Raw genomic sequence first — 15,214 nt, 5'->3', positions numbered from 1 at the left:
TGGTTTTTTAACGATTATTTATGTTATAATAAAAATTATAAAATCTAGGGAAGTGATTGACTTGCTACAAAAGGTTATAAGGACTATAGAAGATAATCAAATGATAAAAAAAGACGATAAAATAATTGTGGCAGTATCTGGAGGACCAGATTCCATATGTTTATTACATATTCTTAGCACTTTAAAGGAAAAATACTCAATAGAGTTATATGCAGCTCATATTAATCACTGTTTAAGAGGTGATGAAGCGGATGAAGATGAGGAATATGTAAGAGAATTTTGCAAACAGTATGGTATAGATTTTCATAGTATAAAAATAGACGTTGCTAATTTAGCAAAAGAGAAAAAAATGTCTTTTGAAACAGCGGCAAGAGAAGCAAGATATATGTTCTTTGATGAAGTCATGGAAAAAGTCGAAGGTAATAAAATTGCTTTAGCCCATAACGCAAATGATCAATGTGAAACTGTTCTTATGAGAATAATGAGAGGAACAGGAATACAAGGTCTTGCAGGTATAAGACCAGTAAGAGATAATATATACATAAGACCGTTATTAAATACAACTAGAGAAGAAATTGAGGAATACTGTTCTACAAATGATTTAAAACCTAGATTGGATAAGACTAACTTAGAAACTGTATATACTAGAAATAAAATAAGACTAGAATTAATACCTTACATAGAAAAAAATTTTAATAGTAATATTATTGACTCAGTTAATAGATTAGTAGAAAATATTACAGTAGACATGGACTTTATGGATTTTTTAAGTAAGGAATTTTATAATAAATATGCTAGTGTAGAGAAAGATAGAGTTATCTTATCAAAAAAATTGTTTTTTGAACATAAGGCTATAGTATCTAGAGTTATTAGAAGCTCTATAGATTCTTTAAAAGGAAATCTATTTAATTATGAAAAGGTACATATTGATGATATTATAAAGTTACAAGGTTCTAACACAGGTAAAACTATAATGTTACCTGGTAATTTTGTAGCTATTAATAATTATGGAGACATACACATTTTAAGTAGACTAGACTTATGTCTAGAAAATAATAAAAGGGAATATAAATTACAATTAGGAAAAAATCAAATTACTAAAGGTATATGTATAAATTTAGAGAAAATAAATATTGAAGAAATGAATGAAAAATTTAAAAATGATGATGTAAAATATTTTGATTATGATAAAATAAATGATGATGCTATACTAAGATATAGAAAAGATGGAGATCGTATTGTTCCTCTAGGAATGAAAGGGAGTAAAAAACTAAAAGATTTATTTATAGATTTAAAAATTCCCAAAGAAGATAGAGGAAATATACCATTGATATGTTTTGGTGAAGAGATTGCATGGATAGTAGGCTATAGAACTAGTGAAAAATTTAAGATTGAAAAATCTACAAAAAATATATTAAAAATTTTTATTGAAAGAGAGGCTGAAGAATGAGTCAAATGAAAGACGACATTAAAGAAGTATTATTTGATGAAGAACAAATAAGAAATAAAATTAGAGAAATAGGTAAACAAATAAGTAAAGATTATATTGGTAAAGATTTATTGTTAATTGGAGTATTAAAAGGTTCTGTTCCATTTATGGCAGACTTAATAAAAGAAATAGATATTCCTTGTTCCATTGACTTTATGGCTGTATCAAGTTATGGAAATTCCTCAACTACATCAGGTGTAGTAAGAATATTAAAGGATTTAGATTTTGAAATAGAAGGAAAACATATATTAATAGTAGAGGACATAATAGATACAGGAACAACATTAAGATATTTAGTTGACTATTTAAAAGGAAGGCAACCAGCCTCAATAGAAATAGCTTCTCTACTAAATAAGCCTGAAAGAAGAATGGTGGAAATAAATGCAAAATATATGGGATTTGAAGTTCCAGATTATTTTCTAGTAGGATATGGGCTTGACTATTCTGAAAAATATAGAAACTTACCTTATGTTGGTATTCTGAAAGAAGAAGTCTATAAATAATTAATATTAGCAATATTGTAAACAATTCTCGCATATGATACAATTTTACATTATAAATTAGAAAGAGAGGGGGGCCAAAAATGAATAAGAGATTTTCAAGTGCAACGGCCTGGGTTGTTATATTTGTGTTGGTTATATTTTCGGCTTTATTTTTAGTAAGAACTAATGAGCCTTCAAAAACAATACACTTTAATCAATTTCAGAAACATTGGATAAATAATGAAGTTAAAGAGTTTCAGGTTAAGGAAGACAGGGTAACAGTATCTGGTACTCTTAAAGATGGAACTCAATTTGAAATGTTTGTTCCTTTTGAAAGATTAAATAGCTTTATAAGTAAGAATGATAAAAATGGTGATGTGGGAGAATCCTATCTACCACCTACAAGAGCGCCTATATGGCTAAATTATCTCCCTAGTGCGATATTAATACTGATGTTTGTAATATTTTGGTTTATGTTTATGCAACAATCCCAAAGTGGGGGTAATAGAAATGTAATGAACTTCGGTAAAAGTAGAGCCAAAATGGCCAGTCCAGATAAGCGGAAAGTAACCTTTGCTGATGTCGCTGGTGCAGATGAGGAAAAGGAAGAATTGGCTGAAATAGTGGATTTTTTAAAGCAGCCTAAAAGATATGCAGAAGTAGGTGCAAGAATACCAAAGGGCGTATTGTTAGTAGGGCCTCCTGGAACAGGTAAAACATTGCTTGCTAAGGCTATAGCAGGAGAAGCAGGTGTGCCATTCTTTAGTATATCTGGTTCAGATTTTGTGGAAATGTTTGTAGGTGTTGGAGCATCTAGAGTTAGAGACTTATTCGAGCAAGCTAAAAAGAATTCATCTTGTATAATTTTTATAGATGAGATAGATGCAGTAGGTAGACAAAGAGGAGCAGGATTTGGTGGAGGACATGACGAAAGAGAACAGACATTAAACCAACTACTTGTTGAAATGGATGGTTTTGCTGCAAATGAAGGAATAATAATGATTGCAGCTACCAATAGGCCAGATATATTAGACCCTGCATTATTAAGACCAGGAAGATTTGATAGACAGATTATAGTAGGGGCACCAGATGTTAAGGGTAGAGAGGAAATTTTAAAAGTACATTCTAAAAATAAACCTTTATCAGAAAATATTAAATTAGATGTATTAGCTAAAAGAACTCCAGGTTTTACTGGTGCAGATTTAGAAAATTTAATGAATGAAGCAGCTCTTTTAACAGTAAGAAAAAACAAAAAAGAAATTGAAATGGAAGAATTAGAAGAAGCTGTAACAAGGGTAATTGCTGGACCAGAAAAGAAGAGCAGAGTAATAGATGAAGATGACAGAAAACTTACAGCTTACCATGAAGCGGGCCACGCAGTTGTTATGAAGTTATTGCCAAATGCTGACCCTGTTCATCAGATAAGTATAGTTCCTAGAGGTATGGCTGGAGGATATACTATGCATTTACCTGAAAAAGATAGTTCATATATGTCAAAATTAAAACTAGAAGACCAGATAGTAGGATTACTAGGAGGAAGAGTAGCAGAAAAACTAGTAATTGGAGATATAAGCACAGGTGCTAAAAATGACATTGATAGAGCTACTACTATAGCTAGAAAAATGATTATGGACTATGGAATGAGTGAAGAATTAGGTCCAATAGCTTTTGGAAGTGGTCATGAGGAAGTATTTCTAGGAAGAGATTTTAGCAAAAGCAAAAACTATAGTGAAGAAATTGCCTCTAAAATAGACAAAGAAATTAGAAAGTTGATTGATACAGCATACAAAAAAGCTGAAAATCTACTTGATAAAAATATGAGTAAACTTCATGCAGTTGCTCAAGCTTTGCTTGAAAAAGAAAAGTTAGAAGCAGACGAATTCGAGGAAATATTTAATAACAATTAATATAAATAAGTAGAAATGAGTGATGAAAGTGGAATTTAACTTAAAAGAGGGAATCAACTCCATCATAGAAATTACAGTTGGAGAAAAGAATACAGCTATAGAGCATGGTTCTGGAGATTTAGAGGTTCTTGCTACTCCAGCAATGATTGCTCTTATGGAGAATGCAGCGAAAAATTGTGTAGGACTTCACTTAAGTAACGAATTTACTACTGTAGGAATAGATATAAATGTAAAACACTTAAAGGCTACACCGGTTAATATGAAGGTTAAGTGTGAAGCGCTTTTAGAAAAAGTTGATGAAAAAAAACTCTTTTTTAAAGTAAATGCTTGGGATGAAAGAGGTAAAATCGGTGAGGGTACACATATTAGATATATAGTTAATAGAAAAGATTTTATGGATAGATTAAAATAAATAAAAAAAGATATAGGATTTTCCTATATCTTTTTTTATTTCTGTAAGAAATTCCTATAATAAAACGTAGTAATTATATGAAGAGCTCTTAAAGCCATATGAAAGGAGGCAAATTATATTGAAGACAACAAAGCAAAACCTTATAAAAAAAATTAAAAGAAAAAATCCACAGGCCATGGATTTTTTAGTAGATAAATATGGAAGACTCCTTTATAAAGTTATATATAAAGTATTATCTGTATTTAATGATGAAGGAATTATTGATGAATGTATGAATGATGTATTGCTAAATATATGGGCAAATATTGATAAATACTCTGGGGAAGACAATATTGAATTAGAAGGAGAAGAGGTAAGGTTTAAAAATTGGATTTGTGTTATAGCTAGATACAAATCCATAGATTATTATAGAAAGCTGATTAATGAAAAGGAAAAGGTACACATTGAGCAATGCAGTATAATTTCTGATTTTTCAATAGAAGAAGATATAATATTAAAAGAAGAAAAAGAGGAGTTATATGACTATATAAATAATATGAATGATATAGATAAAAAGATATTCATAATGAGATATTATTTAGAACAATCCGTAGAAGATATAGCTAAAGATTTGAATCTCTCAATAAGTTCAGTATATACGAGATTATCAAGGGGCAGAAATCATTTAAGAGATAGATATAAGAACTCAAAGGAGGTATATATGGATGAAGGATATATACGAGCATTTTAATGAAATTAGTTTAGATTTAGACTTAATAGAAAAAGAAGATATAAATGTTGACGATATAACAATCGGTAGAATTAAAAATAAATTTAAGAATTCAATAAATAAAAAAAATAATAGAAAAATAAAAGTTTTAGTAGCTTCATTAGCTTTAACCATGGGCATTTGCGCTGTAACATTAAATAATAGTGTTCTTGCTGATAAACTGCCTAATATTAATATAGGTACTTTTTTCTCTAACTTTAATTACAATGGAAAATTTCAGGATTATGCAGAAGTTATAGGAGAAACTAAAAGTGATAAAGGTTATGAAGTAACCTTAGATGAAATTGTTATGGATGATTATAGTCTAATGATAATTTATACTATAAAAGCTGAAGAAAAAGTAGAAGAATTGATAAATGAGGAGGGAGCTGTATCTATATATGCTCCAGATAAAAGCATTAAAATAAACAACAAAGAAATTAGGGGAGCAGCTGGAGGAAATTATAGAATAATTAACGATAATACAGTGCAAGTTATGATGGATTATGATGTAGAGAAGAATGATATACCAAATAACTTTTCTATGGATATAAGTTTTAATAAAATAAATAACATAAGTGGAGATTGGAGATTCAAGTTTAATGCATCAAAAAATAAAATAGAAGACACTATAAAAACATACGACATAAATGAAAAATATACATTTGAAGATGACACTGGTGAAGAAATAGAACTTATAGTAGATAAAATAACCTTTTCGTCCATATCTACGGTTATAACTTTTAAAACTGATAAGGAGTTTGAATACTATTATATAGACTTTATTGGTGAAGAAAAAATAAACCACAGGGGAAGTTCTTTAAGTCGTAAGGAATTAAGATTAGGTCATAAATATGAGGCTATATTTAAACTTGACTACGTTGAAGAGATACCAGAAAAAATAAGTATAGAATATAATAAAAAGGATGGGTATAAAACTAAAGTGGCAGAAATTAATTTAAAAGAATAAAAATATAATTAAATTTATTGTTAAATAAAAGAGTATCTGTTGATTTTCAATTTACAGATGCTCTTTTTTAACTTATAATTGTGTGTATGTAAATATCTATGTATAATTACTGGTTTTTTCTATATAATACAGAAGAACAGTAGACTATTAAATTAATAAAGAAAGTGGTGTTAGCTTTGATTTTAGTTTTAGATGCTGGCAATACTAATATCGTTTTAGGTCTATATAAGGATAAAGAGCTAATTGCTGATTGGAGATTATCAACAGACCCTATAAGAACAGCAGATGAATACGGTATTCAAGTGATGCAATTATTTGTACAAAATAATATTAACCTTTCCGAAATTGAAGGAGTTATAATATCATCAGTAGTACCTAATATCATGTATTCAATAGAGCATATGATTTTAAAATATTTTGAAGTGAAACCTATAGTAGTTGGGCCAGGAGTAAGAACAGGAATTAATATAAAATATGATAATCCAAAGGAGGTTGGCGCAGATAGAATTGTAAATGCTGTAGCCGCTCATGAATTATATAATAAACCTTTAATAATAATAGATTTTGGCACTGCAACTACATTTTGTGCAGTAACTAAAGAAGGAAACTATTTAGGCGGAGCTATTTGTCCAGGTGTAAAAATATCTTCAGAAGCATTGTTTCAAAAAGCGGCAAAGCTTCCAAGAATAGAATTAGTTAAACCACCATCAGTAATTTGTAAAAATACTGTTGCAAGTATGCAAGCTGGAATGGTTTATGGATATGGTGGATTAGTAGAATTTATTATAAATAAAATGAAAGCAGAAATGATTGACTTAGGTGAAGAAGAGCCAATGGTAGTTGCTACCGGAGGATTAGCAAAACTAATAAATGAGGAAGCTAAAAGTATAGACGTAGTAGACCCTGACTTAACATTGAAAGGATTAAGAATAATTTACGAAAAAAACAAGGAGTAAAATTTTAAATGAAGATAGCGAATTTAGAATTTAAAAACAACGTATTTTTAGCACCATTAGCAGGTGTTACAGATGTAGCCTTTAGAGGTTTGTGCAAAAATATGGGCTGTGGACTTGTATATACTGAAATGATAAGCGCTAAAGCATTATATTATGGTAATGTAAATACTACAAGTATGCTACAGTTTTCAGAAGAAGAAGTTCCAGTAGCAGTTCAAATATTTGGTCATGAACCTGATATTATGGCTAGAGTATGTGATTCTTTTAACGAAAATAATAATATATGTTTGATTGATATAAATATGGGGTGCCCTGCTCCTAAAATAGTTAAAAACGGAGAAGGTTCTGCACTTATGAAAGATTCTAAATTGGCATCGCAAATAGTAAGAGCTATAAAGAAAGCTACTAATAAACCTGTAACAGTAAAGTTTAGGAAAGGCTATGATGAATTTAATATCAATGCAGTGGAATTTGGAAAGATTATAGAGGATTCAGGGGCGGATTGTATTACAGTCCATGGAAGAACGAGACAACAAATGTATGAAGGTAAGGCAGATTGGGAAATAATAAGGAAGGTCAAAGAAAAGGTATCAATACCTGTAATTGGAAATGGAGACGTATTTACCCCTGAAGATGCATTGAAAATTAAGGAGATTACAAACTGTGATGGGATTATGCTTGGAAGAGGGGCATTAGGAAATCCTTGGATATTTAAACAAATACAACAAAAATTAAATGGGAATCCTATATCTTACCCAACTCCAGAAGAGATAATTGATATGTGCATAGAGCATGTAAAAAGATCTATATATTATCATGGGGAAAATAAAGCTGCTAGAGAAATGAGAAAGCATATTGCGTGGTATATAAAAGGATTAAAGGATTGCACAAAAATAAAGAATATAGTAAATTCAGAGGATAAAGCTTATAATTTAATAACAATATTGGAAAATTATAAAGAACATATCATAGAAAATTGAATTATATAATATTAAAATTCATATAAATAAACTATATCAATATAAAAGGTATAGTGTTATGAAATCTGTTTTGTTAATTGAACAACCAAAGAAATATAAAATTTATGAAAGACAGGATATCATAAGTAGGATAAGAGATAGGTTTAACATTAAATTAATAGAAGATAATTATCTGAAGGATTTAAATTTAAGCATTAAAAAAATAAGTTTTCCAATGAACCTAAATGTGGATGCGTATATGAGAAATATGGAAACTGCCAAGGGTTATTTAAATAAAGAGCATGGAATTGTGGCACCAAAAGTTTGGAGAAAAATGGATTATAATATTTATAATAAGTTTCAAAAAGAACTTTTAGCATATAGCATAGTTTCTAGTATGCAATTAATACTTAGGCTAAAAAACAAGAGTATTAGAAATAGTTGCATAGTAATATATGATCCAACGGATTATCACATTTATGAGGGTGTCTTATGTCTCTCTAAATTTGCTAAATACATTGTGTTTTTAACTGATAATATTGATAAAGCTAAAATTTTAGCTGACTATGTTATCGCAAATTACGGTATATCACCAATAATAACTAGGGATAAAAATCATGCACTTAAAAATGCGGATTTTATATTGACCTCTAGAGACTGGGATTTAATCATAGATAAACCAATTTGGACTCTAGATAATTTATTTAGTACTTTTAACAGTGGCAGTCAATATATAAACGACGTTACCTATAGAACACCTTGGTTTGGCAAAGATGATATTTCTATAGAACTATTAGGAGCGATCTTATGTCAGATGGAAGAAAAAGATATAGAGAGGTCTTTAAAGTACAATGGAGCATTTTTAAACAACATAATGTTTAATGAAGAAGTTTTGATATTTGAATGAGCTCATAAGTTGACATTGAATATTATGCTGATTTATAATAACTTAAATGATTGTTAAGCAGTTATCTTATGTTCATGCATAAATAAAATAAAAAGATAATAATATATAAAGGTGTTACACTAAAACATTTAAAAGGGGAGAAGGAAATGAGTGATACAAAAAAATATGTTATGACATATGAGGGTGTTAAAAAATTAGAAGATGAATTAGAATATCTTAAAACAGTTAAAAGAAAAGAAATAACAGAGAAAATTAAGGTTGCACTTTCTTTTGGAGATTTAAGTGAGAATTCTGAGTATGATGAAGCTAAAAATGAACAAGCTTTTGTTGAAGGAAGAATAATGCAACTTGAAAATATGCTTAAAAATGCTTCTATAGTAGATGAAAGCGAGATACCTGCAGACACTGTTAGTGTAGGAACCATTGTAAAGGTAAGAGATTATGAATTTGATGAAGAGGTAGAATTCTTTATGGTGGGATCAGCTGAAGCAGATCCTATGGAAAATAAAATATCAAATGAATCACCTGTTGGTAAAGCTTTAATAGGTAAAAGAGTAGGAGAAACAGTAGAAGTTGCAATACCTGATGGAGTAAGCAAGTATGAAATACTATCAGTAAGAAAAGATTGATATTGGAGGAAAAATACTATGTCAAATGAAGAAAAGAATTTAATTTCAGAAGAACAAGAGTTTAATCAGTTGATAAAGGAAAGAAGACAGAAGTTTTTCGACCTTCAAGCAGCTGGAAAGGATCCTTTTGATGTATATAAAGTTAATAGAACTCATACATCAGAACAAATTAAGGAAAACTTTGATGAGCTAGAAGGAAAAGAAGTTACTGTGGCTGGTAGACTTATGTCAAAGAGAGTTCATGGTAAGGCTGGGTTTTCAGATATACATGACAGATACGGAAAAATTCAACTATACATAAAAATTAATGATGTAGGAGAAGAAAAATTAAAAGAATATAAATCCTTTGATATAGGTGATTTATTATCAATAACAGGTACTGTTTTTAAAACAAAGACTGGAGAAGTTTCCGTACATATTACTGACTTTGAACTTACTGCTAAATCACTTAAGCCACTTCCAGAAAAATGGCATGGATTGAAAGATCCAGATTTAAGATATAGACAAAGATATGTAGATCTTATAGTTAATCAAGATGTTAGAGAAACATTTTTCAAGAGAACAAAAGCAATAAGAGCTATAAGAGAATTTTTGGATGCTAGAGATTATTTAGAAGTAGAAACACCAGTTCTTTCACCGATTGCAGGGGGAGCTGCGGCAAGACCATTTGTAACTCATCACAACGCTTTAGATATAGATATGTATTTAAGAATAGCTACAGAGCTTTATTTAAAAAGACTTATAGTTGGTGGATTTGAAAAGGTATATGAAATAGGAAAGAACTTTAGAAATGAAGGAACAAGTATAAGACATAATCCTGAGTTTACTATGATAGAACTATACGAGGCATATGCTGATTATAATGATATGATGGAAATTACAGAGAACATGGTAGCCTACGTAGCAGAAAAAGTTTGCGGAACTGCTAAGATAACTTATCAAGGAACAGAAATTGATTTAACTCCACCTTGGAGAAGAATAACTATGGTAGATGCCGTAAAGGAATATTCAGGAATAGATTTTAATGAAATTAAAACACATGAAGAAGCTAGAGAAATTGCTAAGCAGAAAAAGGTTGAGCTTAAAAAAGAATTGAAGGATTGTACTAAAGGAGATATATTAAATGCTTTATTTGAAGAATATGCAGAAAAACATATGATTCAACCAACATTTATAATGGATTATCCTGTGGAAATATCTCCATTGACTAAAAAGAAGAGAGGCAATCCAGAATATACTGAAAGATTTGAAGGATTCATATATGGAAGAGAAATTTGTAATGCATATTCAGAGTTAAATGATCCTATAGTTCAAAAGGAAAGATTCCTACAGCAGTTACAAGAGAGAGAATTAGGTGATGATGAAGCATACATGATGGATGATGACTTCATTAATTCACTTGAGATAGGAATGCCACCAACTGGAGGATTGGGAATAGGTGTTGACAGAATTGTAATGTTCTTAACAGATGCTTATTCTATAAGAGACGTTATATTATTCCCAACTATGAAACCAACCAGCAATCAATAATATTAAAATAAGAGGCACTATATGGAGAGTATTAGTGCCTCTTAATATATTTTACACAATCTTTTGATTATGAATAATTATTATTGAAATTGCTTATTTCTATATAAAATAAAAAAATATATAAAAAACACTTGCATTTATAAAAAGATATGATATAATAGTCCTTGTAATAAACGTTCCGCGATAGCTCAACGGTGGAGCACTCGGCTGTTAACCGATAGGTTGAAGGTTCGAATCCTTTTCGCGGAGCCATTTTTATTTTTTGACTATTGACAATGATTTAAGTTCTGATAAAATATACTTTAAATGAATAATGCATGATGAAAAAGAAGAGTAGTAATAATAACTTTTTTAAGAGAAGCTATGGATGGTGAAAATAGCTAAAGTTTTATTATAAAGGGAGCTTTTGAGTGTACATAGTGAAAGCAGGGCTGTTGCCAAAGAGGGTGGAACCGCGGAAGAGTTTCTTTCGTCCCTTATGGTAACTGCTTTTTTTTATACAAAAAAATAAAGATTAGGGAGGAAATATTATGGCATTTGAAAAAACCATGGATAAAGTAGTTGCTTTAGCTAAGAATAGAGGTTTTATTTTCCCAGGGTCAGAGATATATGGTGGATTGGCGAATTCTTGGGATTACGGTCCTCTGGGTGTAGAATTTAAAAATAATGTTAAAAAAGCTTGGTGGAAAAAGTTTGTTCAGGAAAGCCCATATAATGTAGGTGTGGATTGTGCGATACTTATGAATAGAGAAGTATGGGTTGCTTCAGGTCACGTAGGAGGATTTTCAGACCCTTTAATGGATTGTAAAGAGTGTAAGGCTAGATTTAGAGCGGATAAGCTTGTTGAAGATCATATGTCAGCTGCAGGTGCCGAAGTTGCATCAGCAGATGGATGGACTAATGAACAATTAAAGGGATATATAGATGAGAACAATATAGTTTGTCCTAAATGTGGTAAAAAGAACTACACAGATATAAGAAAATTTAATCTTATGTTTAAAACATTCCAAGGAGTAACAGAAGATGCTAAATCAGAAATATATTTAAGACCTGAAACAGCACAAGGTATCTTTGTTAACTTTAAAAATGTACAAAGAACTACAAGAAAGAAACTACCTTTTGGTATAGCTCAAATAGGAAAATCCTTTAGAAATGAAATAACCCCAGGAAACTTTACATTTAGAACAAGAGAATTTGAACAAATGGAGTTAGAATTCTTTTGTCAACCAGATACTGATTTAGAGTGGTTTAAATACTGGAAAGATTATTGTTGGAATTTCCTATTAAATCTTGGAATGAAAGAGGGAAATTTGAGATTTAGAGATCACTCAGCAGAAGAGTTATCTTTCTATAGTAAGGCTACAGCGGATATAGAGTACTTATTCCCATTTGGATGGGGAGAGTTATGGGGAATAGCAGATAGAACTGATTATGACCTAAAACAACATATGAATCACTCAGGTGAAGATTTGACTTATTTAGATCCTACAACTAATGAAAGATATGTGCCTTACTGTGTAGAACCTTCACTAGGAGCTGACAGGGTGACTTTAGCATTCTTAGCAGATGCTTATGATGAAGAAGAATTAGAAGACGGAGATGTTAGAACTGTATTACGTTTCCATCCAGCAATAGCTCCATTTAAAGCAGCAGTATTGCCTTTAACTAAAAAATTATCTGAAAAGTCTCTTGAAGTATATAGTATGTTATCAAAGCATTTCAATGTAGATTACGACGAAGCAGGAAGTATAGGTAAAAGATATAGAAGAGAAGATGAGATAGGTACTCCATATTGTATTACTATAGACTTTGATACATTAGAAGATAATACTGTAACTATAAGAGATAGAGATACAATGCAGCAGATTAGATTAAGTATAGATGAATTAGTAAAATTCATAGAAGGTAAATTAGAGTTTTAAAAAATAAAGGGATAGCGGTATTAAAAATACTGCCATCCCTTTTAAATTTCAATAAAAGTATAAAAAAAGTGCCGGTACTACGTATCTATACCGGCAAATAGGGTTTAATCATGGGGATATGTTATATGTTCAATTAAAACTTGGGGAATTATATTAATGTTTCCTTACGGCACGTTGTTAGTATAACATAAAGATATATAATATTGCAATATGCGATAATAAAGTTTTTATATTAAATAAATTCTCACAATTTCGACACGATAATACAAAAATATTAATTCATTGTTATAATACTCTTAAAAATTAAAATATATAATTTAATTATATGACATGTATAAAGGTGGTATAATTAAATTATAAGAGACTACATAATGGAGGTAAAAATGAAGAAGAGTTTTAATGAATTCAAAGAGTATATAAAGAATAAAAAGATTGCTGTTTTAGGAATGGGTGTAAGTAATAGACCTTTAATAGATTTACTAATAAGACTAGGAGCGAACTTAACTGCTTTTGATAGAAAAACTCATGAACAACTAGGAAATGTAGTGTATGAATTGAGAGATAAGGGTGTAAGTTTAGTTTTAGGAGAAGATTATTTAGAGAAATTAGAGGGTTATGATGTAATATTTAAAACTCCATCTGTAAGAAATGATATACCTGCTTTATTAAGAGCTAAAGAAAAAGGAGCTTATATAACATCAGAGATGGAAGAGTTCATAAGATATTGTCCTGCTAAGATTTATGGAATAACAGGAAGTGACGGAAAAACAACCACAACAACTCTAGTTTATAATATGTTAAAAGAAGAAGGATATAATACATGGGTAGGTGGTAATATAGGAACCCCGTTATTTTCTAAGATAGAAGAGATAAGTAAAGATGACAAGGTTGTATTAGAGCTATCCAGTTTTCAATTGATGACTATAGACTGCCCTGTAGATATATCATTAATTACTAATATAAGTCCTAATCATTTAGATGTACATAAAGATATGGATGAATATATTGATGCCAAAAAAAATATTTTTAGATATGGAAAAGAGGATAATATATTAGTTTTAAATAAAGATAATGAGATAACAAATAAGATGAAAGAAGAAGTACTAGGAAAAATTGTTCAATTTAGTTTAAAAGAAGAGGTTTCCAATGGAGCTTATTATAGTAACGGCAACTTATATATAATGAGCAATAAGGTATGTAATATTGAAGAGATAAAATTAAAAGGAATGCACAATGTTGAAAATCTATTAGCAGCTTTTTGCTGTGTATGTGGAGAAGTTTCAATAGATAGCATGAGAAAAGTTGCAGTTAGCTTTGCAGGTGTACCCCATAGAATGGAGTTTGTTAAAAGAGTAAAAGGAGTAGATTTCTATAATGATTCTATAGCTTCAAGCCCAACGAGAACATTAGCTGCTCTTAAAGCCTTTAATAAATCTGTTATTTTAATTGCAGGAGGATATGATAAAAACATATCTTTTGATACTTTGGCCAAAGAAGGGCATGAATTTGTAAAGGCATTAGTATTATTAGGAAGAACTAGAGATAAAATAAAGGATGCTTTTGAAACAGAGATGAAAAACAACAATATTAATATACCTATATATATGGTGGATTCTCTAGAAGAAGCGGTAGATGTTTCTTTAGGGATATCTGTAGGGGGAGATATTGTAACCTTGTCTCCTGCCTGTGCAAGCTTTGATATGTTTACTAACTTTGAAGAGAGAGGAAATAAATTTAAAGAGATAGTCAATAATATCTTATAGCTAATAGTGAATAGAAATTATATATAATAAAGAAAGGGATTTTATTAAGAATAAAATCCCTTTTATAATTATTTTATAGTTTTTATTTATAAGATTTTATCAATGAAATCTTGGATATATCCTCAACTGAATCTGGTGTATCTATATATGAAACTATATGAAATTTAAAGAAAACAGAAGAAATTAAAATATAATATTAATTATTGGTGGTTTATTTATGATATAACCCTGATTTATATGTTACAATCATTTTTGTCGTTTTCCCGCAGGGCAAGAAGGTTAGAAATAAAATATTTAAATATTAAAAATCTTCTTGACAAGCAAAAGAGTTAATGATAACATGAAATAGTCCTCGATTGGACAACGGTCTTTGAAAATTAAACAGAGGAATGAAACCAGTCGATTCTAAAGAGAATCAACGAATGAGCAAATGATTAAACTTATAAATTGAGAGTTTGATCCTGGCTCAGGACGAACGCTGGCGGCGTGCCTAACACATGCAAGTCGAGCGAGAGGAATCCCTTCGGGGATGAATCTAGC

13 protein-coding genes, 1 tRNA gene and 1 rRNA gene are annotated in these 15,214 nt (G+C 30.0%); all 15 read left to right on the top strand.

Annotation, left to right across the window (positions count from 1 at the left end; translation table 11 throughout):
- Positions 1-61: 61 nt before the first annotated feature.
- The gene (gene tilS, locus KQI86_RS18270; RefSeq protein ID WP_216440870.1) at positions 62-1,450 is read left to right on the top strand and encodes a tRNA lysidine(34) synthetase TilS; all 1,389 of its coding nucleotides are present in this window, start codon (positions 62-64) and stop codon (positions 1,448-1,450) included.
- Entirely contained in the window at positions 1,447-1,992 is a 546-nt protein-coding gene (gene hpt, locus KQI86_RS18265) for a hypoxanthine phosphoribosyltransferase (RefSeq protein ID WP_216440869.1), read from the top strand. Before tilS ends, hpt begins: the two co-directional genes overlap by 4 nt.
- An 80-nt stretch (positions 1,993-2,072) precedes the next feature.
- A complete protein-coding gene (ftsH, locus tag KQI86_RS18260) occupies positions 2,073-3,878 on the top strand; it encodes an ATP-dependent zinc metalloprotease FtsH (protein WP_216440868.1) in 1,806 nt (601 codons plus the stop codon).
- A 28-nt stretch (positions 3,879-3,906) separates the two neighbouring features.
- Positions 3,907-4,290 (top strand): thioesterase family protein, encoded by a 384-nt coding sequence (locus KQI86_RS18255; RefSeq protein ID WP_216441013.1) that lies wholly within the window; start codon positions 3,907-3,909, stop codon positions 4,288-4,290.
- A gap of 118 nt (positions 4,291-4,408) precedes the next feature.
- Positions 4,409-5,020, top strand: a complete 612-nt coding sequence (locus tag KQI86_RS18250; RefSeq protein ID WP_216440867.1) for a sigma-70 family RNA polymerase sigma factor — start codon at positions 4,409-4,411, stop codon at positions 5,018-5,020.
- Entirely contained in the window at positions 4,995-6,008 is a 1,014-nt protein-coding gene (locus KQI86_RS18245; RefSeq protein WP_216440866.1) for a DUF4179 domain-containing protein, read from the top strand. Before KQI86_RS18250 ends, KQI86_RS18245 begins: the two co-directional genes overlap by 26 nt.
- Positions 6,009-6,184: 176 nt before the next feature.
- Positions 6,185-6,964: a type III pantothenate kinase gene (locus KQI86_RS18240; protein WP_216440865.1), complete on the top strand. Its 780-nt coding sequence runs from the start codon at positions 6,185-6,187 to the stop codon at positions 6,962-6,964.
- Between the two features lie 8 nt (positions 6,965-6,972).
- Entirely contained in the window at positions 6,973-7,944 is a 972-nt protein-coding gene (gene dusB, locus KQI86_RS18235; protein ID WP_216440864.1) for a tRNA dihydrouridine synthase DusB, read from the top strand.
- Between the two features lie 58 nt (positions 7,945-8,002).
- Positions 8,003-8,830 (top strand): hypothetical protein, encoded by an 828-nt coding sequence (locus KQI86_RS18230; protein WP_216440863.1) that lies wholly within the window; start codon positions 8,003-8,005, stop codon positions 8,828-8,830.
- A 146-nt stretch (positions 8,831-8,976) separates the two neighbouring features.
- Positions 8,977-9,459, top strand: a complete 483-nt coding sequence (greA, locus tag KQI86_RS18225) for a transcription elongation factor GreA (protein ID WP_216440862.1) — start codon at positions 8,977-8,979, stop codon at positions 9,457-9,459.
- Between the two features lie 18 nt (positions 9,460-9,477).
- The gene (gene lysS / locus KQI86_RS18220; RefSeq protein ID WP_216440861.1) at positions 9,478-10,989 is read left to right on the top strand and encodes a lysine--tRNA ligase; all 1,512 of its coding nucleotides are present in this window, start codon (positions 9,478-9,480) and stop codon (positions 10,987-10,989) included.
- Between the two features lie 177 nt (positions 10,990-11,166).
- Positions 11,167-11,241 (top strand) — tRNA-Asn (locus tag KQI86_RS18215).
- A 278-nt stretch (positions 11,242-11,519) separates the two neighbouring features.
- A complete protein-coding gene (locus KQI86_RS18210; RefSeq protein ID WP_216440860.1) occupies positions 11,520-12,911 on the top strand; it encodes a glycine--tRNA ligase in 1,392 nt (463 codons plus the stop codon).
- Between the two features lie 383 nt (positions 12,912-13,294).
- Positions 13,295-14,674: a UDP-N-acetylmuramoyl-L-alanine--D-glutamate ligase gene (gene murD, locus KQI86_RS18205; protein ID WP_216440859.1), complete on the top strand. Its 1,380-nt coding sequence runs from the start codon at positions 13,295-13,297 to the stop codon at positions 14,672-14,674.
- Positions 14,675-15,117: 443 nt separating this feature from the next.
- Positions 15,118-15,214, top strand: a 16S ribosomal RNA gene (locus tag KQI86_RS18200); the annotation flags it as partial.

Source organism: Clostridium mobile, assembly GCF_018918285.1.
Classification (GTDB): Bacteria; Bacillota; Clostridia; order Clostridiales; family Clostridiaceae; genus Clostridium_AW; species Clostridium_AW mobile.
Note: the sequence above shows the minus strand (reverse complement) of the source record. Positions and strands in the feature narration are given on the sequence as shown.